Source organism: Azospirillum sp. BE72 (genome assembly GCF_031455875.1).
Classification (GTDB): Bacteria; Pseudomonadota; Alphaproteobacteria; order Azospirillales; family Azospirillaceae; genus Azospirillum.
In genome coordinates, this window is record NZ_JAVDTO010000003.1 from 457,531 (window position 1) to 481,277 (window position 23,747).

General features: G+C 70.4%; 23 protein-coding genes. 15 read left to right on the forward strand and 8 right to left on the reverse strand.

The genetic code is table 11. From position 1 onward, the window contains the following. The first annotated feature begins 66 nt into the window (after positions 1-66). The 6 genes from J2Y49_RS13695 (at position 67) to J2Y49_RS13720 (ending at position 6,291) form a co-directional block, all read left to right on the forward strand. On the forward strand, positions 67-1,248 hold the full coding sequence (locus J2Y49_RS13695; RefSeq protein ID WP_310115400.1) for a nickel-dependent hydrogenase large subunit: 1,182 nt from the start codon (positions 67-69) through the stop codon (positions 1,246-1,248). 108 nt (positions 1,249-1,356) lie between these two features. Beyond that, positions 1,357-2,382, forward strand: a complete 1,026-nt coding sequence (hypB, locus tag J2Y49_RS13700; RefSeq protein ID WP_310115401.1) for a hydrogenase nickel incorporation protein HypB — start codon at positions 1,357-1,359, stop codon at positions 2,380-2,382. Between the two features lie 16 nt (positions 2,383-2,398). Next, on the forward strand, positions 2,399-2,629 hold the full coding sequence (locus J2Y49_RS13705) for a HypC/HybG/HupF family hydrogenase formation chaperone (protein WP_310115402.1): 231 nt from the start codon (positions 2,399-2,401) through the stop codon (positions 2,627-2,629). 49 nt (positions 2,630-2,678) lie between these two features. Next, on the forward strand, positions 2,679-3,725 hold the full coding sequence (hypE, locus tag J2Y49_RS13710) for a hydrogenase expression/formation protein HypE (RefSeq protein ID WP_310115403.1): 1,047 nt from the start codon (positions 2,679-2,681) through the stop codon (positions 3,723-3,725). A gap of 187 nt (positions 3,726-3,912) precedes the next feature. Further along, a complete protein-coding gene (locus tag J2Y49_RS13715; protein ID WP_310115404.1) occupies positions 3,913-4,581 on the forward strand; it encodes a sugar transferase in 669 nt (222 codons plus the stop codon). Positions 4,582-4,863: 282 nt separating this feature from the next. Next, on the forward strand, positions 4,864-6,291 hold the full coding sequence (locus tag J2Y49_RS13720) for a S41 family peptidase (protein ID WP_310115405.1): 1,428 nt from the start codon (positions 4,864-4,866) through the stop codon (positions 6,289-6,291). A gap of 204 nt (positions 6,292-6,495) precedes the next feature. On the opposite strand, the gene J2Y49_RS13725 is transcribed toward J2Y49_RS13720, so the two are convergent. Further along, entirely contained in the window at positions 6,496-7,260 is a 765-nt protein-coding gene (locus J2Y49_RS13725; protein ID WP_310115406.1) for a 4'-phosphopantetheinyl transferase superfamily protein, read from the reverse strand. 103 nt (positions 7,261-7,363) lie between these two features. On the opposite strand from J2Y49_RS13725, the gene J2Y49_RS13730 reads away from it, so the two are divergent. The 4 genes from J2Y49_RS13730 to J2Y49_RS13745 all read left to right on the forward strand — a co-directional run bounded on the left by J2Y49_RS13730 (position 7,364) and on the right by J2Y49_RS13745 (position 10,678). Next, complete coding sequence (locus J2Y49_RS13730) at positions 7,364-8,344, forward strand: phosphoribosylaminoimidazolesuccinocarboxamide synthase (protein WP_310115407.1); 981 nt, start codon at positions 7,364-7,366, stop codon at positions 8,342-8,344. A 13-nt stretch (positions 8,345-8,357) separates the two neighbouring features. Next, a complete protein-coding gene (locus J2Y49_RS13735; RefSeq protein WP_310115408.1) occupies positions 8,358-9,311 on the forward strand; it encodes a D-2-hydroxyacid dehydrogenase family protein in 954 nt (317 codons plus the stop codon). Positions 9,312-9,337: 26 nt separating this feature from the next. Next, the gene (locus J2Y49_RS13740) at positions 9,338-10,090 is read left to right on the forward strand and encodes a phosphatase PAP2 family protein (protein WP_310115409.1); all 753 of its coding nucleotides are present in this window, start codon (positions 9,338-9,340) and stop codon (positions 10,088-10,090) included. 96 nt (positions 10,091-10,186) lie between these two features. Next, a complete protein-coding gene (locus tag J2Y49_RS13745) occupies positions 10,187-10,678 on the forward strand; it encodes a hypothetical protein (RefSeq protein ID WP_310115410.1) in 492 nt (163 codons plus the stop codon). Positions 10,679-10,722: 44 nt separating this feature from the next. Here the strand turns inward: J2Y49_RS13745 and lhpI are convergent, their stop codons facing one another. The 4 genes from lhpI to J2Y49_RS13765 all read right to left on the reverse strand — a co-directional run bounded on the left by lhpI (position 10,723) and on the right by J2Y49_RS13765 (position 13,971). After that, complete coding sequence (gene lhpI / locus J2Y49_RS13750; RefSeq protein ID WP_310115411.1) at positions 10,723-11,625, reverse strand: bifunctional Delta(1)-pyrroline-2-carboxylate/Delta(1)-piperideine-2-carboxylate reductase; 903 nt, start codon at positions 11,623-11,625, stop codon at positions 10,723-10,725. A 36-nt stretch (positions 11,626-11,661) separates the two neighbouring features. Next, a complete protein-coding gene (locus tag J2Y49_RS13755; RefSeq protein ID WP_085092178.1) occupies positions 11,662-12,045 on the reverse strand; it encodes a dihydroneopterin aldolase in 384 nt (127 codons plus the stop codon). Between the two features lie 88 nt (positions 12,046-12,133). Next, positions 12,134-13,216 carry a DNA methyltransferase gene (locus tag J2Y49_RS13760; RefSeq protein WP_310115412.1) on the reverse strand — a complete coding sequence of 361 codons (1,083 nt, stop codon included), beginning with the start codon at positions 13,214-13,216 and terminating at the stop codon, positions 12,134-12,136. Positions 13,217-13,305: 89 nt separating this feature from the next. Then, positions 13,306-13,971, reverse strand: a complete 666-nt coding sequence (locus J2Y49_RS13765; RefSeq protein WP_310115413.1) for a ribonuclease HII — start codon at positions 13,969-13,971, stop codon at positions 13,306-13,308. A gap of 170 nt (positions 13,972-14,141) precedes the next feature. On the opposite strand from J2Y49_RS13765, the gene J2Y49_RS13770 reads away from it, so the two are divergent. Together J2Y49_RS13770 and J2Y49_RS13775 are read left to right on the forward strand one after the other, a co-directional pair. Next, positions 14,142-14,639 (forward strand): YchJ family protein, encoded by a 498-nt coding sequence (locus J2Y49_RS13770; protein ID WP_014189567.1) that lies wholly within the window; start codon positions 14,142-14,144, stop codon positions 14,637-14,639. Positions 14,640-14,894: 255 nt separating this feature from the next. Beyond that, positions 14,895-15,506, forward strand: a complete 612-nt coding sequence (locus J2Y49_RS13775; RefSeq protein WP_310115414.1) for a cold-shock protein — start codon at positions 14,895-14,897, stop codon at positions 15,504-15,506. Between the two features lie 87 nt (positions 15,507-15,593). On the opposite strand, the gene J2Y49_RS13780 is transcribed toward J2Y49_RS13775, so the two are convergent. The 3 genes from J2Y49_RS13780 to J2Y49_RS13790 are packed head-to-tail and all read right to left on the reverse strand — an operon-like array spanning position 15,594 to position 18,911. Continuing rightward, entirely contained in the window at positions 15,594-17,315 is a 1,722-nt protein-coding gene (locus tag J2Y49_RS13780) for an oligopeptide/dipeptide ABC transporter ATP-binding protein (RefSeq protein WP_310115415.1), read from the reverse strand. Next, a complete protein-coding gene (locus J2Y49_RS13785) occupies positions 17,312-18,130 on the reverse strand; it encodes an ABC transporter permease subunit (RefSeq protein ID WP_310115416.1) in 819 nt (272 codons plus the stop codon). Before J2Y49_RS13785 ends, J2Y49_RS13780 begins: the two co-directional genes overlap by 4 nt. A gap of 16 nt (positions 18,131-18,146) precedes the next feature. Then, a complete protein-coding gene (locus tag J2Y49_RS13790) occupies positions 18,147-18,911 on the reverse strand; it encodes an ABC transporter permease subunit (RefSeq protein ID WP_310115417.1) in 765 nt (254 codons plus the stop codon). Between the two features lie 253 nt (positions 18,912-19,164). On the opposite strand from J2Y49_RS13790, the gene J2Y49_RS13795 reads away from it, so the two are divergent. From J2Y49_RS13795 to J2Y49_RS13805, 3 genes are all read left to right on the forward strand, one after another. Further along, positions 19,165-21,441 carry a VTT domain-containing protein gene (locus tag J2Y49_RS13795; protein ID WP_310115419.1) on the forward strand — a complete coding sequence of 759 codons (2,277 nt, stop codon included), beginning with the start codon at positions 19,165-19,167 and terminating at the stop codon, positions 21,439-21,441. Further along, entirely contained in the window at positions 21,438-22,247 is an 810-nt protein-coding gene (locus tag J2Y49_RS13800; RefSeq protein WP_310115420.1) for an endonuclease/exonuclease/phosphatase family protein, read from the forward strand. The genes J2Y49_RS13795 and J2Y49_RS13800 overlap by 4 nt, the downstream gene beginning before the upstream one ends. Positions 22,248-22,511: 264 nt before the next feature. Beyond that, the gene (locus tag J2Y49_RS13805; RefSeq protein WP_310115421.1) at positions 22,512-23,738 is read left to right on the forward strand and encodes a polyhydroxyalkanoate depolymerase; all 1,227 of its coding nucleotides are present in this window, start codon (positions 22,512-22,514) and stop codon (positions 23,736-23,738) included. The last annotated feature ends 9 nt before the right edge of the window (positions 23,739-23,747 follow it).

The following is a 23,747-nucleotide window of genomic DNA, read 5'->3' on the forward strand; positions in this document are numbered from 1 at the left end:
ACGCAGGTCAATGAGTTGCACCCCGGTTCCGTCAGGATGGATCCGCCGCCGCCCCAGGACTTCACCATGACCGCAACCACATTGCCCGCAGAGGGATCGGTATCCGTCCGGCTGCGGCTCGACGGCGAAACGGGCGGCAATACCATCGGCCGGGCCGAAGTCGCCACCCGGCGCCCACGCGCCGTCGCCGCCCTGGTCGGCCGCCGGGCGGAGGAGGCGGTGCGGCTGGCGCCCCTGCTGTTCAGCCTGTGCGGCACGGCGCAAGGTCTGGCGGTCGCCCGCGCCTGCGAAGCGGCGCTGGGCATCGACGCGGGCGCGCAGGAGACCGCGCGCCGCCTGCTGACCGACGCGGAGGCGCTCGACAGCCATGGCTGGCAGGCGGTCGTCGAATGGCCGGCGCGCCTCGGCGCCCCGCCGCGGCCGGCCGCCCTGCGCACTCTGCGCCAAGCGGTGTCCGCGGTCATGCCGACGCTTTATCCGGCCAAGGACGGGCTGCGGCCGGGCGGCGGCGTCCTTCGGCCCGACGCGGCGGCCCTGCGCGATGCGCTGGACCGGATGAATGGCTGGCTGGCGGCAGAGGTCTTCGCCGGACCGCCGCCACGGGATGCCGACGAGCTCGCCCGCTGGGCCGGCCTTGGCGCCAGCGACGCGGCGCGTCTGGCCGCCCGGCTGCTCGGCCCCGATCTGGCCGGCTGGGGGGCGGGGGGCGTGCCGCTGCTGGGCGAAAGCGGGCCGGACTGGTTCGCCGCGGCGCTGTCCGGCGATCCGGCCTTCGCCATCCGGCCGCGGCATGACGGCGCCCCGGCGCTGACCGGGCCGCTGGAACGTCAGGCGGCGCACCCGCTGGTGGTGTCGGTGACCGACCGCTTCGGCGACGGGCTGGCCCGGCTGTTCGCGGCACGGCTCGCCGATCTGGCCGAACTGCCCCGGCGGATGGAGGCGGCTATTGCCGATCTGCGCCCGGCCGATCCGGCGACGGCGGCAGGTCCGGCACCCGGGTCGGGCTGCGGGGTGGCGGAGACGGCGCGCGGGCGGCTGGCCCATTGGCTGCGGCTGGACGGGGACGGGCGGATCGCCGATGCCCGCATGGTGGCCCCGACCGACTGGAACTTCGCCGCCGACGGTCCGCTGGCGCGCGGACTGGCGCGCGCCGAGGTGCGCGGCCGCGACGATGCGGCGGAGAGAACGCGGCTGCTGGTCGCGATGCTCGACCCCTGCGTCGCCTGCGGCATAGAGGTACACGAATGACGATCGCTTGCCGAAGCGGTCAGGCCGTCCGATGATGGGTTGTCGAACGGATGGTGCGAATGCCTTGCTGTGAAATGTGGGGCGGATCGAAGAGTGGGAGAGCGCGTGATGTGCACGGTTTGCGGTTGCGGAGAAGGCGAAACCCGGATCGACGGCAAGGCCACCGATGCGGAGCATGAGCATATCGGCCCGGACGGCAAGGTCTACCGACACCGCCACGGCGAGGGGCACGGCCATGCCCACCACCATCACGACGACACCCACGAGCATGTCGCCCCCGACGGCACGGTTTTCCGCCACAGCCATACCGGGCATGGGCACCATGATCATGATCACGGGCATGACCATGAGCATGACCACGGGCACGCGCACCACCACCGTCCCGACCGCCCCGACGCCATCGACGGCGGCGCCGCGCTGAACCAGCCGCGGCTGATCACCATCGAACGCGACATCCTGGCGAAGAACGACGCGCTGGCCGACATCAACCGCCGCCGCTTCGCCGGACGCGGGGTGTTCGTGCTGAACCTGATGTCCAGCCCCGGTTCGGGCAAGACCACCCTGCTGACCCGCAGCCTGACCGACCTGAAGGGCCGCTTCCCGGTGGCGGTGATCGAGGGCGACCAGCAGACCAGCTTCGACGCCGACCGCATCCGCGCCACCGGCACCCCGGCGGTGCAGGTCAACACCGGCAAGGGCTGCCATCTCGACGCCTCCATGGTGGCGCAGGCCGCCGACAAGCTGGCCGCCGAGGGCGGATTCGCCGAGGACGGCGTGCTGTTCGTCGAGAATGTCGGCAATCTGGTCTGCCCCGCCGGGTTCGACCTGGGCGAGACCCACCGCGTCGTCGTCCTCTCGGTGACGGAGGGGGAGGACAAGCCCCTGAAATACCCGGACATGTTCGTCCGCGCCGACCTGCTGGTCGTCAACAAGATCGACCTGCTGCCCCATCTGACCTTCGATGTGGAGCGCATGATCGGCTATGCCCAGCGCCTGAACCCGTCGCTGGCGGTGATCCAGCTGTCGGCCACCACCGGCCAGGGGCTGGAGGAGTGGTACGACTGGATCGCCGACGGTCTGGCGGAGGCCCGCGCCTCCCAAGCCGCTGCCCACCCAGCCTCTGCTGCCGTCTGACCGGAGGACCGCCGCCATGTGCCTTGCCGTCCCCGCCCTCGTCACCGCCCTGCTGCCCGACGACCGCGCCACCGTCAGCCTCGGCGGCGTCACCTCCACCTGCTCGCTGGAGTTGGTTGAGGGCGTCGCCATCGGCGACTACGTGATCGTCCATGTCGGCTACGCCCTGTCCCGCCTCGACGCCGAGGAGGCCGAGCGAACGCTCGCTCTTCTTGCTGAGGTGGCCGACGCCGAGGCTGCGGCCTGACGCACGCACGTCATTCCCACACACCCGCCGACCACCCGGACCACCCGCCATGACCGACCGCCGCCTCTTCACCCGCAAGCTCGACATCGCCCGCGGGGCGGTGGACATGACCCATGGCTCGGGCGGCAAGGCGATGGCGCAGCTGGTGCGCGAGCTGTTCGCCGCCGCCTTCGCCAACCCGTATCTCGACCAGGGCAACGATCAGGCCGCCTTCGACGTGCCGGGCGGACGCATGGTGATGACGACCGACGGCTTCGTCGTCTCGCCGCTGTTCTTCCCCGGCGGCGACATCGGCTCGCTGGCCGTCCACGGCACGGTGAACGACGTCGCCATGGCCGGCGCCGTGCCGCTGCACCTGACCGCCGGCTTCATCATCGAAGAGGGCTTCCCGCTCGCCGACTTGAAGCGGGTGGTCGACAGCATGGCCGCCGCGGCGCGCGAGGCCGGGGTCGCCATCGTGTCCGGCGACACCAAGGTGGTGGAGCGCGGCAAGGGCGACGGCATCTTCATCACCACCACCGGCATCGGCATGGTGCCGCCGGGCGTCGCGCCGTCGGGCGACCGGGCGCGGCCGGGCGACGTCATCCTGGTCAGCGGCACCATGGGCGACCATGGCGTCGCCATCATGTCGACCCGCGACAATCTGGGCTTCGAGACGGCGATCCTGTCCGACAGCGCCGCGCTGAACGGCCTGGTCGCGGCGATGGTGGCGGCGGTGCCCGACGTGCATGTGCTGCGCGACCCCACCCGCGGCGGACTGGCGACGACGCTGAACGAGATCGCCCACCAGTCCGGCGTCGGCATGCGGCTGCGCGAGGCCGACATCCCCGTTCGGGCGGAAGTCACCGCGGCCTGCGAATTGTTGGGGCTGGATCCGCTCTACGCCGCCAACGAAGGTAAGCTGATCGCGATCTGCGCGGCGGAGGAGCGTGACCGGATGCTCGCCGCCATGCGCGACCACCCGCTGGGACGGGATGCCGCCTGCATCGGATGTGTGGTGGAGGACCCCCATCGGTTCGTTCAAATGGAGACCCGCTTCGGCGGCCGCCGGATCGTGGATTGGCTGACCGGAGAACAGCTTCCCCGGATCTGCTGACCCGTACCGGCGGGCTAACTCACCCTTTCCAAAGATCCTGTCCCTTCGGCAGGACCCCTTTCGCGCGCTGGCCGTTGCCTCTCTCGGATGGTCCTATGCTCTGACCAGAGACGTTCAGCGACGAGAGATTATAATGGCGTTGTCCAACATCGCTCTTTTGGGCGCACCCCGCCTGGACCCCGGCCGCATGGCCGGGACCCGGTCGGCGATGCAGGCGATGGACCGGCTTCCCGGTTGCCCTCCCCTGCACAGGCATCGCGTGAAACGTGCCTTCGACATCGTCGGTTCGCTGGGTCTGCTCGCCATATTCGGGCCGCTGATGCTGGTGCTGGCCTGGATGGTGGCCCGCGACGGCGGGCCTGCGGTGTTCGGCCACCGACGCGTCGGTGCGGACGGACGTTCCTTCACCTGCCTGAAGTTCCGCTCGATGGTGGTGAACTCCGCCGAGGTGCTGGAGCGGCTGCTCGCCACCGACGAGACGGCGCGCGCCGAATGGCTGGCGACGCGCAAGCTGCGCAACGACCCGCGCATCACCCCGGTCGGCCGCTTCCTGCGCAAGTCGAGCCTGGACGAGCTGCCGCAGCTGGTGAATGTCCTGCGCGGCGACATGAGCCTGGTCGGCCCCCGCCCGATCATCGACGACGAGGTCCCCTACTACCGCGCCTGTTTCCCCTTCTACACCCGCTGCCGCCCCGGCCTGACCGGGCTGTGGCAGGTCAGCGGCCGCAGCGACGTCGATTACGTGCGCCGCGTCCAGCTCGACACCGCCTATGTGGTGGGCTGGAGCTTCTGGACCGACATCGGCATCATGCTGCGCACCGTGCGGGTGGTGGTGAAGGGCAGCGGCGCCTACTGACCATCCTCCCCCCACCCTCCGAAAGCACTCATCCCTTCACACCGGTCGCGCGTCCCATCGGGGCGCGCGACATTGCTGTTTACGCACACCATTTCCGGTAGGGGAGCGCGGCGGCCATCCCCCGTTGCTGTCCCCGTTGCATGACACTCTTGCCGAATCCGGGGTGGACTTTGAGAATGGCGGAACGACGTGCTAGGGTCGGGCCAACCGGCGAAACCCTGGTATAAGTGAACGATGAGCGTAAGACCGCCGGCCGGACCGGCCAGTCAAGAGGGGCCTAGGATGGCGAAGCTGCTGGCTGCCTTGCTGCTGATGATGGTGGCGATCGGGCCCGCCTGCGCCGTGGCGCCGACCAGCCGAGCCGACACCGTTGCGGCGCTCGACCGATACCGCACCGATTTCGCGAAGATTCGCGGCTACGGTTCGCTGTCCGCCGCCGACCGCAACTACGTCCTCTTCTCCGACGCCATGCGCCGCGTTTTGACGGAACATGTGAAGCCCTTCGACCCGCAGGTACTGGTCGACAAGGCGGAAGACGGGCTGAAGAAGAAAAAGGCGGAAAACCCGCGCGCCAGCGACCGCATGCTGACCGAAGCGGCGCTGGACAGCATGCTGGGCTCGCTCGATCCCTATTCCAGCTTCCTCGACAGCGAACGCTACCGCTACCTGCGCGAACAGACGCAGGGCGAGTTCGGCGGGCTGGGCATCGAGGTGACGATGGACGAGGAAAGCGGCCTGATCAAGGTCGTGTCCCCCATCGACGGCTCGCCCGCCGCCCGCGCCGGCCTGCGCAGCGGCGACCTGATCGCCCGCATCGACGACGTGGCGGTCAAGGGGCTGAACCTGCACGACGCCGTCGCCCGCATGCGCGGCCCCGTCGGCAGCTCGGTCGCCCTGGCGATCCGCCGCCCGCCGGCGACCGACGCCAACACCCGCGTCTCGCTGACCCGCGCCATCGTCAAGATCCAGCCCGTCCGCTACCGGCTGGAGGGCAACGTCGCCTATGTCCGCATCGCCACCTTCAACCAGTCGACCTCTTCGGCGCTGGACGCGGCGGTCGAGGACATGCGCCGGCAAGCGAAGGGCCGGCTGACCGGCGCCGTCATCGACCTGCGCAACAATCCCGGCGGCCTGCTGGAGCAGGCGGTACAGGTGGCCGACCGCTTCCTGGAGACGGTGGACATCGTCTCCGTCCGCGGCCGCGACCCGGAGGAATCCCGCTCCTACCGCGGCACCTCGGGCGACCTGCTGGCCGGGTTGCCGGTGGTGGTGCTGATCAACAGCGGCTCGGCGTCGGCGTCGGAGATCGTGGCCGGCGCCCTGCAGGACCATCACCGCGCGCTGCTGTTCGGTTCGCGCTCCTACGGCAAGGGGTCGGTGCAGACGATCTCCTCGCTCAGCGTCGACACCGGCATCCGCCTGACCACCGCCCGCTATTACCGCCCGTCGGGGGCTCTGGTGGACTGCTTCGGCGTCTCGCCGAACCTGGAGGTCAAGCCGACCCACGGCAACACCGAGGAAACCCATCCCGACCCCGCCACCTGCGACGCGAACGCCCCGACGCCGCCCAAGCCGCAGGTCTGGATGGCGCAGGACATGTGCCCCGACGTGATGGACAAGGCCCCGCGCCCCGACGACGACCGTCCGCTGGAATGCGCCGTCTCCGCCATCCGCAACCGCCTGACCGGCACGCTGGCCGGCGGGGAGTGAATTGAAAAGCCCCTCTCCCCTTGCGGGGCGGGATCGGCCAAACGCCAACGGCGTTTTGCCGACCCGCGGGTTGGGGTGAGGGGTAACAAATCCAATAATTCCAACGGCCTGCGGCCGCCGCCGCCCCCTCATCCCAACCCTTCTCCCGCAAGGGGAGAAGGGCATTCGCAATGGAGCGGCGCTGCTTGCCTTTGAAGTATTTTCCTACCCCGCGAACGCCGCGTCCATCACCCGCGTCTCCACCGTCCATCCCGTCCCATGCGCCGCGATCGCGGCGACGGTGCCCGGAAGGACCCGGCGGTCGAACAGGCTCCAATCCGCCGGAACCCCCACATCCCCCCGCAAGCCCTCGCCGATCTCCAGCAGGGCCGGCGGCGCGCCCGGCGTCACCTCCACCGCGAACTGGTCGAGCGGCATCGACAGCCCGACGCCGGCCGCCTTGATGAAGGCCTCCTTCCGCGTCCAGGCCAGCAGGAAGCCCTCGTCCCGCCGCTCCAGCGGCAACGCCTGCAAAGCGGTTCGCTCGGCGGCGTGGAAGAAGCGGTCGGCGATGCCGTCGGCGCTTTCGATCGGGCGCAGCCGTTCGATGTCGACGCCGATCCGCCCCTCCGCCGCCACCGCGATGGCAAGGCTGTCCTCGCTGTCGCTGAGGTTGAAGGACGGACCGCCGGGCAGCGCCGGCTTGCCGTGCGTGCCATAGTCGAAGACCAACTCCGCCGGATCGCGGCCGGTGCAGCGTCCCAGCAGCAGCCGCAGCAAGCCCCGGCGCAACACGAAGCGGTCGGTCAACCGTTCCATCAGAAAGCGGTCGGCGCGTTCCACCTCGTCGGCGGACAACAGGGCGCGCATCGCCGCCCCATGGGCCGACAGCCCGGTCAGATCGGCGAACCAGACGCGGACGACTCCGGGACCAAGGACATAATCGCCGGCGCACCCGCCCGCCGCCACCGTGACGCTCGTGTCATGCATCGGACAGCGATCCTCCCTCCTGAATTAGCGTCCTGGCTCCGGCAGGGGTTTCGGGTATCATGCGCGCCTCTCGCATCCGCCCCTGCATCCGGACCAGGATCCCATGGTTGACACCGCCCTGCTCGCCCCGCACCTGACCAACGTTCTTCGCGACGCCTTCATCCCGGAGCTGCCCAATCATTACCGCGGCAAGGTGCGTGAAAACTACGACCTTCCGGATGGGCGGCGGATCCTCATCACCACCGACCGGCTGTCGGCCTTCGACCGCGCCCTGACCGCCATTCCCTTCAAGGGGCAGGTGCTGACCCAGACCGCGCGCTTCTGGTTCGAGGCGACGAAGGACATCTGCGCCAACCACGTCCTGGAATACCCGGACCCCAACGTCGTCGTGGCGAAGCGGCTGACCATCATGCCGGTCGAGGTCGTGGTCCGCGATTACATGGCGGGCACCACCGGCACCTCGATCTGGTCGATGTACAAGCAGGGCCGGCGCGAGATGTACGGCCACATCTTCCCCGACGGGCTGCGCCAGAACCAGAAGCTGGGCACCCCCATCATCACGCCGACCACCAAGGCCTTCGACGCCGGCCATGACGAGGAGCTGACCGCGACCGAGATCGTGGAGCGCAACCTGCTGACCCGCGCCCAGTGGGACGAGGTGTCGGACAAGGCGCTGGCCCTGTTCGCCCGCGGCCAGAAGATGGCGGCCGACCGCGGCCTGATCCTGGTCGACACCAAGTACGAGTTCGGCTTCGACGAGGACGGCAACATCCTGCTGGCCGACGAGATCCACACCCCCGACAGCTCGCGCTACTGGTTCGCCGCCAGCTATCAGGAGCGGTTCGAGGCCGGCGGGAAGCCGGAGAGCTTCGACAAGGATTTCGTCCGCAACTGGGTGGTCGCCCGCTGCGATCCGTACACCCAGGACGTTCCGGAGATCCCCGCCGACGTGGTTCTGGAAGCCGCCCGCGTCTACATCGAGGCCGGCGAGACCATCACCGGCCGCCCGTTCGAGGTGCCGGCGACCGCCGTCCCGATCCTCGACCGCATCCGCGCCAACCTGGCGCCCTACTTCACGAAGTAAGAGGGCGGGCTCCATGCGCGTCGCCATCCTCGACGATTATCAGGGGGTCGCGCGCGACCTCGCCGACTGGTCGCAGCTGCCGCCGGGGAGCGACCTGACGGTCTTCGACAAGCCGCTGGGCGATGAGGCGGCGGTGGCGGCGGCGCTGGAGCCCTTCGACGTGCTGGTGATCATGCGGGAACGGACGCCGTTCCCCGCAGCCCTGATCGACCGGCTGCCGAACCTGAAGCTGCTGGTCACCACCGGCGCCCGCAACAACGCCGTCGACCTCGCGGCCTGCGCCGCCCGCCGCATCCCCGTCTGCGGCACCCGCATGGTCGGGACGCCGACGGCGGAACTGACCTGGGGCCTGATCCTGGCGCTGGCCAAGCGCATCCCTGCGGAAGAGAGGGCGCTGCGCGAGGGGCGCTGGCAGACCGGGCTGACCGGCGATCTGGCCGGCAAGAGGCTGGGGCTGGTGGGCTTGGGCAAGCTCGGCAGCAAGGTCGCCCAGGTCGGCCAGGCCTTCGGCATGGAGGTGGTGGCCTGGAGCCCCAACCTGACCGACGAGCGCGCCGCCGCGGCCGGCGTGACCCGCGTCGAAAAGCGCGACCTGTTCGGCAGCTCCGACGTGGTCAGCGTCCATCTGGTGCTGAGCGAGCGCACCTGCGGCGTGGTGGGTGCGGCGGAGATCGGCGCGATGAAGCCGACCGCCTTCCTCGTCAACACCTCGCGCGCCGGGCTGGTGGACGAGGCGGCGCTGGCCCATGCGTTGCGCCACGGCCATATCGGCGGCGCCGGCATCGACGTCTTCCCCATCGAGCCTCTGCCGAAAGACAGCCTTTGGCTTGACCTTCCCAACACGGTTCTGACGCCCCATCTGGGCTACGTGACGCGGGAGAATTACGCGGTGTTCTACCGCGACGCCCTGGAGGACATCCTGGCCTGGAAGGCCGGTTCACCGGTGCGGCTGCTCTCTCCCGCCTGAACGGGAAACAGAGGCGGAGGGCACCGGTGAGCTGGCGGGACAGGGTTGGAGACGGCGTCCGGGGCGGCTTCTGGGCAAGGGTGGGCCGGCACCAGCTGGGCATGCTGGTCGGCATGTCGGTGGTCGCCGGCCTGCTGTTCGGCTTCGTCGAACTGGCCGGCGAGGTCATGGAGGGCGAAACCAGCGCCTTCGACAAGCGTCTGCTTCTGGCCCTGCGCGACCCGCTGAACCCCGAACAGCCCGGCGGCCCCTGGTGGCTTTCCCGCGTGGCGCGCGACATCACGTCGCTCGGCAGCACCACCATCCTCACACTCGTCACCGTCGCCACGCTGGGCTTCCTGCTGCTGCTTCACAAGCGGGCGGCGGCGCTGCTGGTCCTGGTGTCGATCGGCGGCGGCGGGACGCTCAGCACCCTGCTGAAGATGCTGTTCGACCGCGCCCGTCCCGATCTGGTGCCGCACGGCGATCAGGTGATCTCGGCCAGCTTCCCCAGCGGCCACGCCATGCAGTCGGCCGTGGTCTACCTGACGCTGGGCGCGCTGATGTCCCAGTTCGTCGAGGGCCGGCGGACCAAGGCTTATCTGCTGACCTGGGCGATGCTGCTGACGCTGGTCATCGGGTCGAGCCGCGTCTATCTGGGTGTCCATTGGCCGACCGACGTGCTGGCCGGCTGGAGCGTCGGCGCCGCCTGGGCGGCCTTCTGCTGGATGATCGCCGAATGGCTGCAGCGGCGCGGCGCGGTGGAGCAGGACCGGCCGGAGGCGACGGCGGGGCGCTGATCGCAGCGCATCGCACAAAAGGTTAACAAGCGGGTTGAATACGGACGCCTGCCCGCCGATAGTGTCGGCCCTAACCCTTTCGGATCAAGCCGCACCATGCCTCACGGCACACTCGACCGCGAAACCCTTGAAGCCGTCGGCGTCCTTGCCCGCGCGGTGGAGCGCGAGCGGGTGCCCGGCGTCCTGGAATGCCGCCTGCTGGCGAACGCCCTGAAGCGTACGCTGGACAGCGGGCGGGAGCACGAGTTGACCGAAGCGTCGCGCGTCTTCCGCACGCTGGACACCGATCTGCGCGACCGCATCGTCGCCCGCGCGCGGGTGGAGGCGCAGCAGGCCCGCGCGGAAGCGAAGGGCAGGAACACCGACCGCGAGGCGGTGACCCAGGAAATCCCGGCGGTCACCCGCCGTGCTCCGGACCAGAAGGGCCGTGAGCAGAAGGGCCGGGCCGGCAGCAACTTCCTGGCGGCACTCAACGGCTTGCGCCCGGCGGCGACCGCCGGCAGCCGGGGTGCCGCCCGCGACCGCTTGCGCGCCGCCGTCGACACGCAACGCCGCGTCGGGCAGCGGGTGGAACCGACGCTGGAGTGAGTGAGAGGGGCGGCGGCTCAGGCCGACGCCCGTCCCCTGCGCCCTTACCCCTGCCCCAGCGCGCAACGCGCAGCGGCCAAGTCCCACGCCGCACAGCCGACGCTCTTGAACAGGCGCGGGCGCCCTCCCGTCGCGCGGCCGTCCAGCGCATCGACCAGCGACTTTACCGTCGTCCAGTCCACGCCGGCCTGGATGAAGTCGCCGGCCTCGTGGCGGGCGCCGGCTGGATCGTCGACGAACAGCTCGCTGCCATGGACGGCGATCGGGCCGAACTCCGCCATCTCCGGCTTGAAGGCGCCGACGCCGACAAGCAGGCGGTCCGGGCGGGGCGTCTCGTCATAGATGGGCACAAGGCTGGTGGTCAGCGCGATCACCACCTCGGCGGCCGGATCGACCGCGCCGCTCATCGGCCGCAACTCCACACCCTGTTCGTCCTGCCTGGCGCAGAAGGCGGTGGCGCTGTCCAGGCTGCGGCTGTGGACGTCGATGCGGATGCCGGGATAGAGCGCCGCGAGTGCCGCGACATGGCCGGCCGACTGTGTGCCGGCGCCGAGCAGCGCCACGTGGCGCGGCGCCGGGGCCAGGGTGCGGATCGCCAGCATCGACACGGCGGCGGTGCGGCGGGCGGTGACGGTCGGGCCGTCCAGAATAACCTGGGGGGCACCGGTCAAGGCATCGAAGGCGCTGACCACGCCATGGATGGTCGGCAGACCCTTGGCGCCGTTGCCGGGGTTGACGTTCACCAGCTTGTGGATGGCGATGTCCGCCGCCGTGGCCGGCATCGACAGCAGCACGCCGCCGTCCGGCAGCGGCAGCACCTGCCGTTCCGGGGCGGTGATGCGGCCGGCGGCATAGTCGCGGGCGGCTGCGGCCACCGCGTCGCACAATGCTGGGAAAGGAAGACGGGCGGCGGTCTGTTCGGCGGTGAGCACGGCGAGCAAAGACACGGTGAGCGGCTTCCTCTCTTATGAGTTGGAAAACGGTCAGGCGCGGGCGCGCTCGATCTCCACGCCGACGCTGGCGGCGTCGGGGAAAACATCCAGCTTTTCCACCCGCACCTTGGCCATCGTCACCCGCGCATCGGCAAGGCAGCGTTCGGCGATACGCTCCGCCAGCGTTTCCACCAGCGTGACGTGGCCCTGGGTGACCACGCCCTTGACGATGGTCGCCATGTCCTCGCCGGTGACGCCGGGGGCGATCACCTCGAGGTCCAGGTTCAGGCGGATGCGCTGCGGCTTCAGCCTTTCATGGGCATAGACGCCGATCAGCGCGTCCATCACCAGATCGCGCACGAAACAACGGGTGGACAGCGCCGCCGGGGCCGAGCGCGGCACCGGGGCGGTGACGGTGGCGAAGAGCTTGTTCATGGACGAAAGCCCTAACACGGCGGCGGCGCCGCTGCCAAGCAGCCGACCGGGACAACGCCCATGCCGGACGGACAGGTCTGGGGCGGACTCAGTGCATTTCCGAGCGGATACGCTCGCGCAGCACGTCGATCGGACGCAGATCCTCGCCCTCCTCATAGTGCCAGAAGGTCCAGCCATTGCAGGCCGGCAACCCGGCCAGGGCCGCACCCACCTGATGGATCGAGCCGCGATGGTCGCCGCGCGGGCCGGAGCCGATCAGCGTGCCGTCGGCGCGCACGCGGGCGGCGACACGGCGGCGCTGGTCGAACAGGGTCGAGCCGGGGCGGAGCAGCCCGCGTTCCACCACCCAGCCGAAGGGGATGCGCGGCGCGCTGCGCTTGGGCGGGGTGTCGAGGATCGCCGCCTCCGGCGCTTCCTCCACCGCGTCGATGCGGGCCTGCGCCGCCTTGACATAGGTGTCGTCGCGCTCCAGCCCGATCCATTTGCGGCCGAGCCGCTTGGCGACCGCGCCGGTGGTGCCGGTGCCGAAGAAGGGATCCAGCACCACGTCGCCGGGGCGGGAAGAGGACAGGATCACCCGGTACAGCAGCGATTCCGGCTTCTGCGTCGGATGGGTCTTCTTGCCGTCCTCGTCGCGCAGACGTTCGCCGCCGCTGCAGATCGGCAGCAGCCAGTCGCTGCGCATCTGAAGATCCTCGTTGAGGTTCTTCATCGCCTCGTAATTGAAGCGGTAGCGCGCGTCCTTGTCGCGCGCCGCCCAGATCATCGTCTCGTGGGCATTGGCGAAACGGGTGCCGCGGAAGTTCGGCATCGGGTTGGTCTTGCGCCAGACGATGTCGTTCAGAATCCAGAAGCCCAGATTCTGCAGCGTGGCGCCGACGCGGAAGATGTTGTGATAGCTGCCGATCACCCACAGCGAGCCTTCCGGCTTCAGGATACGGCGGGCGGCCGTCATCCAGTCGCGGGTGAAGCGGTCGTAGGTCTCGAAATCGTCGAACTTGTCCCACTCGTCATCCACCCCGGCGACGCGGGTGTGGTTCGGCCGCAGCAACTCACCGCCCAACTGCAAGTTGTAGGGCGGATCGGCGAAGACGAGATCGACCGACGCGGGCGGCAGATCGTTCATGAGAGCGATGCAATCGCCGACCAGGATACGGTTTTCAGGGAGCATTTTACGACCGGCAAAGAACTGGGACTCGGCCGGACAATGAGTCGCGGCCGAGTCGCCGTCAACAGCTTTCTTTGCCAAGTGACGAGCGCTCAGCCGCTTAGTGCCCTTTGGCGTTTCACTGGTGCAAAACTGACTCGGTGATGCGGCGTGACACCATGGCGGGTCAGCGCGTCCAGATGCTCGGGCGTCGGATAGCCGGCATTTCGATCCCATCCATAGTGTGGATACTGGGCCGACAACCGCAACATCTCGCTGTCACGCGCCACTTTGGCGAGAATAGAGGCGGCGGCGATGGACTGGCTGCGGCTGTCCCCCTTGACGACCGCCACCCTCTCGCACGCGATGTCGGGGGTGAATTTTCCATCGACCAGCGCCGCGTCGGGCGCCGGGCCAGGCAGCGCCAGATACGCCCGCTTCATCGCCAGCAGCGTCGCCTTGTGGATGTTCAGCTCGTCGATCTCCGCCGCCGACGCCTCGGCGATGGCGAAGGCGAGAGCATGGGCGCGGATCGCCGGCTCGATCTCCTCGCGCAGGCGGCGGATGACGGCCTTGCTGTCATCGATCCGGGCCGCGATCTCCGGCGGCAGCCCTTCGGGCGGCAGGACCACGGCGGCGGCGACCACCGGGCCGCAGAGCGGGCCGCGCCCGACCTCGTCTATACCGCAGACGCGGCGGCCGGGACCGAAACCGGCCTCCAGCGACAGATCGGGGCGCTGCCGGGACGCGGCTGCTTTGCGGGGCGCTTTGGCAGGCATCGGCGGACAGCCTTCCTGAAGGGGTTGGATGGGGCCGCTTGATAGCGGCAGCGGATTCCGGGCGCAAGGCCGCGGCCACTTGCGTCAACCAAGCTCTTGAGAAGCGGCGCACGGCTGCGCTATGGATGCGCCCCGCAACGCCGGACCACGCCATCACCCGAGAGCAGGCCATGACCGACACGACCCAGACCGCCGCCGAATGCCCCTGCCGTTCCGGCAAGCCGCTGGACGCCTGCTGCGGTCCCTATCTGGCCGGCATGCCCGCCCCGACGGCCGAAGCGCTGATGCGCTCGCGCTATTCGGCCTTCGCCACCGGCAACATCGACTATCTGCACGACACGCTGCTGCCCAGCACCCGCGACGACTTCAACCGTGAAGAGATCGAGACCTGGGCCAAGAACAGCGTCTGGACCGGCGTGGAAATCCGCTCCACTGAGGCCGGCCAGCCCGGCGACAGCGAGGGGATCGTGGAGTTCGTCGCCCGTTTCAGCATGAACGGCAAGCCGATGACCCACCACGAGACCAGCCGCTTCACCCACCAGGACGGCCGCTGGTTCTATGTGGACGGCCAGCTGGGCGCCCGCCCGCGCAGCGGCCCGAAGGTTGGCCGCAACGACCCCTGCCCGTGCGGCAGCGGCAAGAAGTACAAGAAGTGCCACGGCGCCTGAGCCTGCACGCCTGACGGCCGCACCCTGAGTCGCGGTTGAGTCGTCACGCTGCACCTGCACAATTTCGGCGAAATCGGCCCGCCCCGCCCATCCATTGGGCGGCGGCGGTGTTTTTGTTGTGCGCGTAGGGTCGAATCGCGCAATGACGATTGAATTATGGGTCGGAACCGATCATCCTTCGATGGCCCTGTTCCGGGTCTCCCTCTTTGGTGCTTTGCCGGGATGGGGTTTAACACGACAGATGAGACGATACTGATGTTCGACCGTCCGCAGCGCTCTTCCTTCCGCGCTCCTGAAATCACCCAGCGCGACATCCGCGCCACCGTCAAGTGGTTCAACGCCACCAAGGGCTTCGGCTTCGTCACCCCCGACGACGGTTCGCCCGACGCTTTCCTGCACTCCACGGTTCTGCAGTTCTGCGGACACGACAGCCTTCCCGAAGGCGCGACCATCACCTGCGACCTGTCGCGCGGCCCGAAGGGCCCGCAGGTCGCCACCATCCACGCGGTCGACACCTCGACCGCCGCTCCGAGCCGCCCGCGCGCGCCGCGCGAGCGTGACAGCTGGGGCAACGACGGCGGCTACGGCGGCGGCGGTTACGGCGGCGGCAGCAGCCGCGGCGGTTACGGCGCCGACAGCTACGGCGATTCGGACAGCGGCGAGGTCGTCGACGGCACGGTGAAGTGGTTCAACGTGTCGAAGGGCTTCGGCTTCATCGCCCCGTCCACCGGCGGCAAGGACATCTTCGTGCACATCCGTGCGCTGGAGCGGTCGGGCATCAGCGGTCTGGACGACGGTGCGCAGGTCCGCGTCACCATCCGCCAGGGCGCCAAGGGCCCCGAGGCCCAGCGCATCGAGATGGCCTGATCTCTCATCGGTCGTTGTGATGTGAAAAAGCCCCCGCTCCATCGGAGCGGGGGCTTTTTCATGCCCGGAACGCGGTGATGACGCGCGTTACGAATCCAGGAATGGGGCGCCGCCGCCGAGCGCGGTGTCCCAGTAGTGGCAGGCCACATGATGGCCGGGCGCCACCTCCTCCAGCGGCGGGACCGCCTGAGCGCAGAAGTCGCGGGCCAGCGGGCAGCGGCGGCGCAGGGCACAGCCGCCGGGCGGGCTGAAGGCCGACGGCGCATCGCCTTCCAGGGCCGGCCGCTCGCCACGGGCCGCAGCCAGCATCGCCCGGCTGTAGGGATGCAGCGGCACCGTCCGCAGTGTCTCGGCATCGGCGCTCTCCACCACCCGTCCCGACAGCATCACGATGCCGCGATGGGCATCGCGCAGCCCCTCCAGATAGCGGTCGGTCGCCAGCACCAGCGCCAGACCGCGCCGGTCGCGCGCCGCCGTCAGGCGGTCGAGGAAGGCTTCGCGCTCCTCCGCCGACAGGCTGGCTGCCGGATCGTCGGCGATCAACACCCGCGGCTCCGGCAACAGGGCGCGGGCGAGCCCGGCATGGGCGGCCTCCGCCTTGCCAAGTCCGCCGGGCCAGCGGAGTGCCGTGTCCTGGCGCAGTCCGGCCTCCTCCAACGCCCCGTCGATGCGCAGGTCGCGGCGGTCGGCGGCGATGTCGGGGCGCAGGCTTTCCAGCGCCAGGGCGAACTGGTCGCCGATGGTCATGGCGGGATCGAAGGAGGCGGCCGGGTCGGGAAACAGCGGCTGCAGGTCGCGCCGGGCGCGGCGCAGGCCGCCGGGATCCGCATCCTCCCCCACCGCGTCGACCGGCGGCGCGGCGGCGGCGACCAGATCGCGGCCCATCCACACCACCGCCCCCGCCGTCGGCGGCGGCAGGCACAGCAGTGACCGGGCCAGCGTCGCCTTGGCGCTGCCGGTCTCGCCCAGCAGGGCCACCGTCTCCCCCAGGCCGACATCCAGGTCGATCCCGTGCAGGACGGTCAGCGCCCGGGCTTCCCCCTTCGGACCGGGAGCGAGCGGATAGGCCATGCCGACGCCGCGGGCATGCAGCCGCGCGGTCCCCGGCGCGTCCATCGGTTCCAACGGAGCGATACGCGGCGGCTCGTAGGGCAGCAGCCGGCCGCGGCGCAGGGACAGCACGCGGTCGGCGGGACCGGCCACACCATCTTCCGGCCGTCCGGCCAGGATCAGCGCCACCCCGTCCGCCCGCGCCCAGTCGGCCAGCCGGTGGAGAAGCCGCAGCCGCACGGTCGGGTCCAGCCCGGCGGCCGGCGCGTCGGCCAGCAGCACCGCCGGCCCCACCGCCGCCGCCATGGCGAACAGGCAGGCCCAGCGCAGGGAGTCCGGCAGCTGTTCGGGCGGCAGGTCGAAGCGGCGGGCGGCGGGCGGCACGCCCATGCGGTCCAGCCCGTCGGCCGTCCGGCGCAGCGCGCCACGCAGATCCAGCCCCAGATGATGGCCGACCACCTCCGCCACCTGCAGAGCCAGCGGCCGGCGCGGCGCCAGACGCCCGCCCTGGGCGATCAGCAGGCGCCCCTCGACACGGGCGCTGCCGGCCATGTCGACCCCGGCCAGCGGCTGGCCGGCGAGAGCGCCGAGCAGGGCGGTCTTACCGCTGCCGGCACCGCCGGTGATCGCCAGCACCTCCCCGCGCTCCACACGCAGGCTGGCACGGTCGAGCAGGACGCGGTCGCCGACCATCAGGGTCAGCGCCTCGGCCTCCACGGGGGCGGATTTCGGCCCGGATTTTGGGGCGATATGGTTCATGGCCTACGGCTTCCCGCCACCGCGGCATCGGCGATGGCGCAGGCGGCCCAGAGGGCGAGCGCCAGCAGCAGGGCCGGCGGGACGAAGGCCACCGGGTCGCCCAACCGCGCGGCGAGGCCTACCGAAGCGCCCCAGCTGCCGAGCGACGGCGGCAGGCCGAGGCCGAGCAGGCTGGCCGCACTTTCCGCCGCCAGCACGCGCGGCAGGGCCAGCGCCCCGGCGGCCAGGAGCGGGCGTGCCGCGTTGGGGATAAGGTGACGGCGCAGCACCTCGCCCTCCGACAGGCCGGCGGCGCGTGCGGCGGTCAGGAACTCCGCCCGCAGCAGCGCCGACAGCTCGGCATGGGCGAGCGCGGCGACGGCGGGGGCGGCGGTCAGCGCGGTGACGACGGCCAGCGGCCCGACCTCTCCCACCAGCCCGCCGGCCAGCCCGCCGGCCAGCGGCACCAGCAGGGCGAGCGGCAGGCCGGTCAGCCGGTGGGCGGCGGCGATGGTCCGCCGCTCCGCCCGGGCGCCCGACAGCTTGCCGAGCAGCCCGGCCAGCAACGCCCAGCCGATGCCCAGCGCGCCGCCCAGCACCGCGGCGAGCAGCGCGAAGGACAGGCTGCCCCGCCCGTCGAGCAGGGCGGCTGCCACCGGATCGGCGTCCAGCCGCTGGATGGCGGCCCCGTCGGCCATCAGCGGCGCGGCGGCCGAGGCGAGGGCCAGGGCGACCAGCACTGCAGCGCCCGACAGGCCGCGGGCGAAGCCGGCGCGCGGCGGCACCGGGTGGGACGGCACCGGGTGGGACGGCGGTGATTGGTCGAACTCGGCCATCGGGTCCCTTCGTCCGTCACGCGCCGTCATAGGGCGTGGAGCTGTGGTTGGCCGGATCGATCCAGTCGCGCACGGCAAGGCCGAGGGCACCCAGCAGCGCAGTCAGCCCGCAGAGCGCCACCAGCACCGGCAGCGATCCCGCCGCCGATCCGGCGCGGGCGGCGTCGATCATCAGCCCGCCCGCCCCCGGCAGGTCCAACAGGCTTTCCAGCGCCACCGCCCCGACCACTGCGGCCAGCACCGCGGCGCGCAGGCCCCCCATCACCGGGGCGACCGCCTGCGGCAGGGCGTGGTGGCGCAGCACGGTGCGTTCGTCCAGCCCCAGGCCGCGGGCCATGCGCACCGCGCCGCCCTCCGGCCCGGCGCCGAGCGCGCGCTCCATCGCCGGGCGCGACAGCCGTGCCGCCTGACAGGCTGCGGGAATGGCGAGCGCGGTCCAGCCCAGCGGTGCCGCCGATGCCCCCGCCCGCACGGCGAGCGCCGCGACGGCGGCCAGCAGGAATCCCGGAAGCAGCGGACCCGCCCCGGCCAGGAATCGTCCGATCAGCCCGCCCGCCGACCGGGGCGCCACCGCAGCCCAGGACCCGGCCAGGGCGCCCAGCGCGGTGCCCACCGCCAGCGACGGCAGGGTCAGCAGCAGCGTCACCGCCAGCCCGTACAGCAGCGCCGTCGCGGCGTCCGGCTGCGGCGCCACCAGTGCCGACAGCCCGATCCCCGCCGCCATCGGCAGGATGGCGGTCGGCACGGCATCGATCAGGCGGCGGATCAGGGGGCGCGGCATCAGAAGGACGGTATCGGGGGGAAACGGCATATCGGGTGCGACATGCGACCGTAAGCGCCCCCACCCCCATGGGGCAACAGAATTAGCGCCTGCCCCGGAACCGCGGCGGAAAAGCCGTCCCACCCGAATTTTTCGACCGGCAGCGTGGCCGGGGTGGCTGCAATTCCCGGCGGCTTTCACCAAATGGCTGAGGGCGAGGAAGGAAAGGCCTTCCCAGATGTTATGACCCAGGACACACAGCCGACCGGAACCCATGTACGCCCACTCGCCCCAGCCGCTCCCCTCCGCCGGACCGCCGCCCGACGACGCCGTCCCCGCCGGCGCGCTGCGGCCGATCCTGGAACCGGGACGGACCTGCTGGCGGGTGGAGGAGACGGCGCGGCTGGGCGTCATCGTCGATGGTGAGGATTATTTCGCGCTGGCAAAGGCCGCCATGCGGCGGGCCCGGCGCACCATCTACCTGACCGCCTGGGACTTCGACGCCCGCATTCGCCTGATGCCGCAGACGCGCCGGCCGCGCCGGCCCGACCGGCTGGGCACTCTGCTGAACTGGCTGGCGACGACGCGGCCGGACCTGCACATTCATGTGCTGAAATGGGACTATGCGGAGCTGTTCGACCTCGCCCGCTGGTCGCACCCCTTCATGCTGCGCAACTGGCTGACCCACCGGCGCCTGCAGTACCGGCTGGACGGCGACCACCCGACCGGCGCCTGCCATCATCAGAAGATGCTGGTGATCGACGACCGGGTCGCCTTCTGCGGCGGGCTGGACATCACGGCCAACCGCTGGGACACCCGCGCCCATCATGGGCACGACCCGCGGCGGCGCCAGCCCGACGGCAAGTCCTACGAGCCGTTCCACGACCTGATGATGGCGGTGGACGGCGACGCCGCCCGGGCGCTGGGCGAAATGTTCCGCGAACGCTGGGCGCGGGCGACCGGCGAGACGCTGACGCCCCCCGCCCCGTCGCCCGGCCGCCCGCCGCGCCGCCATCCGCTGGCCGCCGACCCCTGGCCGCCGGGTTTCGAGCCGCTGCTGCGCGGCGTGCGCGTTGGCATCGCCCGCACCGATCCCGCCTGCAACGGCCGCGAGGCGGTGCGCGAGGTGGAAGCGCTCTATCTGGAGGCCATCGCCCAGGCGCGCGAGGTCATCTATCTGGAAAGCCAGTATTTCGCCTCCACCGCCGTGGCCGAGGCGCTCAAGGCCCGGCTGGCGGAGGAGGATGGGCCGGAGGTGATCGTCGTCAATCCGGTGCGCACCACCAGCTGGCTGGAGAACACCGTGATGCTGGGCGCCCGCGCCCGGCTGACCCGCGAACTGCGCGAGGCCGACAGGCACGGTCGCTTCCGCCTGTTCGCGGCACTGACCGACGGCGGCTCCTGCATCACCGTCCATGCCAAGGTGATGGTGGTGGACGACCGGCTGCTGCGCATCGGCTCCGCCAACCTCAACAACCGCTCCATGGGCCTCGACACAGAATGCGATCTGGCGCTGGAAGCCGGGCCGGGGCCGGAGGACGCGGAGACCCGCCGGGCGATCCGCCACACACGCGACGACCTGATCGCCGAACATCTGGGCACCAGCCCGGCCGCGGTGGCGGCGGCGCACCGGCGGCTGGGCTCGCTCACCGCGGCCATCGAGTCGCTGCGCAAGCCGATGGGGCGCAGGCTGGAGCCGCTCCACGATCCCGAACCGGACGGGCTGGCCGCCGCGGTCGCCGACGCCCGCGTCTTCGATCCCGAACACCCGGTCGACGCGGTGGACATCGTACGCCGGGTGCTGCCGTCGCGGATCCCGCGCACCCGCCACTGGCTGATGCTGGCCGGCATCCTGGCGCTCCTGGGGCTGTGGGGGATGTGGCGTTACACCGCGCTCAGCGAATGGGCGACGCTGGACGCCGTGCTCGCGGTCTTCCAGACCTTGCGCGACAGCCCGCTGGCGCCGCTGTGGCTGATCCTGGCCTATGTCGCCGGCGGCTATGTCATGTTCCCGCTGACCGTGATGATCGCCGCCACCGCCATCGTGATGGGGCCGTGGTGGGGCTTCCCCACCGCCATGGGCGGGGCGGTCGCCTCGGCGGTGGCGATGTTCTGGACCGGGCGGATGGCGGGGCGCGACCTGCTGGACCGCCATGGCGGGCCGCTGATCGCGCGGCTCAACGAGAAACTGGCCGACAGCGGCATCGCCGCGGTGGCCGGGGTGCGCGCCGTGCCGGTCGCGCCCTACACCGTGGTGAACCTCGCCGCCGGCGCGTCGAAGCTGCGCTTCGGCGATTATGTGATCGGCACCATGGTCGGTCTTGCGCCCGGCATCCTTGCCTTCAACCTGCTCGGGCACCAGCTTGAACGGACCATCAGCAATCCCGGCGCCGCCGACATCGCGCTGCTGGTGGCGATGGGAGCGGTGGCGATCGGGCTCGGCTGGCTGACGAGCCGGCTGCTCGGCCGGTCGGGGCGGAAGCCCGGCCGGAAGGCAGAGGAAGAAGGCCGGCAGGACGACAGGCCAGACGAAAGGATTTTGGAACCGTGATCCGTTTTAGCCGTGAGCGTGTCCAGCGCATCGCCGCCGCGTTGCGCGCAGCCCGTGCCCGCCGTCCCCGCCGTGCCGACAACCGCAGTTCCCCCGTTCCGGACGGCATGGCCGCGTTCAGCGTCGCCACCTGGAACATCCACAGCTGCGTCGGGCTGGACGCCCGATTCGCGCCCGACCGCATCGCCCAGGTGATCCGCGACCTCGACGTCGACCTCGTCGGCCTGCAGGAGGTCGGCTGGCATCATCGCGGCGAATCGGGGATGGACCAGTTCGCCTTCCTGGAACAGCACACGGGCATGAAGGCCTATGCCGGCCCGACCAAGCACAGCGAACGCGCCCATTACGGCAACTGCCTGCTGACCCGCCTGCCGGTGCGCTCGATGGAGACGATGGACCTCTCCGTCGGCAAGCGCGAGCCGCGCGGCGCCATCGACGCGGTGGTGGAGGTGGAGGGCCGCCCGGTGCGGGTGATCGTCGCCCATCTCGGCCTCGACCCCTGGGAACGGGCCAAACAGGTGGGCGACATAGTGTCGCGGGTGGAAGGGCAACCGGAGCTGCCCACCCTGTTCATGGGCGACCTGAACGAATGGACGCCCAGCTCGCCGCGGCTGCGCCATCTGGCCGCCTCCTTCGCCGACGTCGCCAACCCGCGCAGCTTCCACGCCCGCATGCCGACCCTGCGGCTCGACCGCATCTATGTGACGGGAGGCTTGCAAATCCCCGCTTTCGAGGTGGTGCGCAGCGTCCTGACCCGTCGGGCATCGGACCATCTGCCGGTCCGCGCCGTGCTGGCCGTCCCCTGATCGTCAGCCATTTCCCTGAACGTCAGTATGACCAACGGAGTCACGCGCCGAGGTCATAGCGGGATTGTTGCGGTTGATAATTTTTTGTGCAGCGCAATGTTCTTTTAACAACAGAGCTTTGCAAATGCGAAGAGGCTCTTGACCTATACGCGACCCCTGACGAAGGATATGGTTGGTAATACGATCAATAAGTGGTCGAAGGAATAACGAACCGGACCAACAAACCCTGGCCGACCGGGGGTAGCCGTGACGTGAGGATCTGATTTGCTGTATCACCTGTACGACATGCAACACGCCGCCATGCGGCCGATGCGTTTCTGGGCCGAAGCCGCCCAGCACACCTTCCAGAACCCGTTGGTTCCGCTGTCCTACACCAAGCTGGGCCGGGCGGTCGCCGCCGGGGCCGAGCTGATGGAGCGGACGACCCGCCGCTTCGGCAAGCCGGCCTTCGGGCTGGCGGAGACGGTGGTCGACGGGCAGACCGTGCCGGTCACCGAACGGTTCGTCTGGCAGTCGCCCTTTTGCAAGCTGCTGAACTTCGCCAAGCCGGAAGGCACGCCGCGTCAGCCGAAGGTGCTTCTGGTCGCCCCGATGTCGGGCCACCACGCCACCCTGCTGCGCGGCACGGTGGAGGCGCTGATGCGCGACCACGACGTGTACATCACGGACTGGATCGACGTGCGGCTGGTGCCGATGTCGGCCGGGCGCTTCGACCTGGACGACTACATCGACACGGTGGCGGAGCTGATCCGCTTCCTGGGGCCGAACACCCACGTCATCGCGGTGTGTCAGCCGGCCGTGCCGGTGATGGCGGCGGTGTCGCTGATGGCGGCGGCGGACGAGCCGGTGCAGGCCCGCAGCATGACCCTGATGGGCGGCCCGATCGACCCGATGGCCAACCCGACGACGCCGGTCAAGCTGGCGATGGAACACCCGCTGAAGTGGTTCGAGCGCAGCGTGATCACCACGGTCCCGGTCTATTATCCGGGTGCCTTCCGCCGCGTCTATCCGGGCTTCATCCAGTTGTCGGGCTTCATGTCGATGAACCTCGACCGCCACATCAACGAGCATGTCGGGCTGTTCCGCCACCTCGTCCGCGGCGACGGCGATTCGGCCGAGCAGCACCGCCGCTTCTACGACGAATACCTGTCGGTGATGGACCTGTCGGCGGAATTCTACCTGCAGACCATCGAGACGGTGTTCCAGAAGCACGCCCTGCCGGAAGGTAAGATGGTCTCGCGCGGCCGCAAGGTGGAGCCGGCAGCGATCGCCAAGACCGCGGTGATGACGGTGGAAGGCGAACTGGACGACATCTCCGCCCCCGGCCAGACCATCGCGGCCCAGCGCCTGTGCTCGTCCCTGCCGGACGACATGCGCAAGACGCATTTCCAGAAGGGCGTCGGCCATTACGGCATCTTCAACGGCCGCCGCTGGCGCGAAGCCATCCTCCCGGAAATCCGCAGCTTCATCCGGAGCCACGACGGGGAGTGAGGGCGAACT

Coding starts and splice junctions, on each gene's coding strand:
- J2Y49_RS13770 (WP_014189567.1), top strand. CDS start 14,142: ATGACCGACACGACCCAGACCGCCGCCGAATGCCCCTGCCGTTCCGGC.
- J2Y49_RS13715 (WP_310115404.1), top strand. CDS start 3,913: ATGGCCGGGACCCGGTCGGCGATGCAGGCGATGGACCGGCTTCCCGGT.
- J2Y49_RS13785 (WP_310115416.1), bottom strand. CDS start 18,130: ATGGCCGAGTTCGACCAATCACCGCCGTCCCACCCGGTGCCGTCCCAC.
- hypB (WP_310115401.1), top strand. CDS start 1,357: ATGTGCACGGTTTGCGGTTGCGGAGAAGGCGAAACCCGGATCGACGGC.
- J2Y49_RS13725 (WP_310115406.1), bottom strand. CDS start 7,260: ATGCATGACACGAGCGTCACGGTGGCGGCGGGCGGGTGCGCCGGCGAT.
- J2Y49_RS13730 (WP_310115407.1), top strand. CDS start 7,364: ATGGTTGACACCGCCCTGCTCGCCCCGCACCTGACCAACGTTCTTCGC.
- J2Y49_RS13695 (WP_310115400.1), top strand. CDS start 67: ATGACCGCAACCACATTGCCCGCAGAGGGATCGGTATCCGTCCGGCTG.
- J2Y49_RS13745 (WP_310115410.1), top strand. CDS start 10,187: ATGCCTCACGGCACACTCGACCGCGAAACCCTTGAAGCCGTCGGCGTC.
- J2Y49_RS13790 (WP_310115417.1), bottom strand. CDS start 18,911: ATGCCGCGCCCCCTGATCCGCCGCCTGATCGATGCCGTGCCGACCGCC.
- J2Y49_RS13765 (WP_310115413.1), bottom strand. CDS start 13,971: ATGCCTGCCAAAGCGCCCCGCAAAGCAGCCGCGTCCCGGCAGCGCCCC.
- J2Y49_RS13760 (WP_310115412.1), bottom strand. CDS start 13,216: ATGCTCCCTGAAAACCGTATCCTGGTCGGCGATTGCATCGCTCTCATG.
- J2Y49_RS13720 (WP_310115405.1), top strand. CDS start 4,864: ATGGCGAAGCTGCTGGCTGCCTTGCTGCTGATGATGGTGGCGATCGGG.
- J2Y49_RS13705 (WP_310115402.1), top strand. CDS start 2,399: ATGTGCCTTGCCGTCCCCGCCCTCGTCACCGCCCTGCTGCCCGACGAC.
- J2Y49_RS13795 (WP_310115419.1), top strand. CDS start 19,165: ATGTACGCCCACTCGCCCCAGCCGCTCCCCTCCGCCGGACCGCCGCCC.
- J2Y49_RS13780 (WP_310115415.1), bottom strand. CDS start 17,315: ATGAACCATATCGCCCCAAAATCCGGGCCGAAATCCGCCCCCGTGGAG.
- J2Y49_RS13755 (WP_085092178.1), bottom strand. CDS start 12,045: ATGAACAAGCTCTTCGCCACCGTCACCGCCCCGGTGCCGCGCTCGGCC.
- hypE (WP_310115403.1), top strand. CDS start 2,679: ATGACCGACCGCCGCCTCTTCACCCGCAAGCTCGACATCGCCCGCGGG.
- J2Y49_RS13775 (WP_310115414.1), top strand. CDS start 14,895: ATGTTCGACCGTCCGCAGCGCTCTTCCTTCCGCGCTCCTGAAATCACC.
- J2Y49_RS13735 (WP_310115408.1), top strand. CDS start 8,358: ATGCGCGTCGCCATCCTCGACGATTATCAGGGGGTCGCGCGCGACCTC.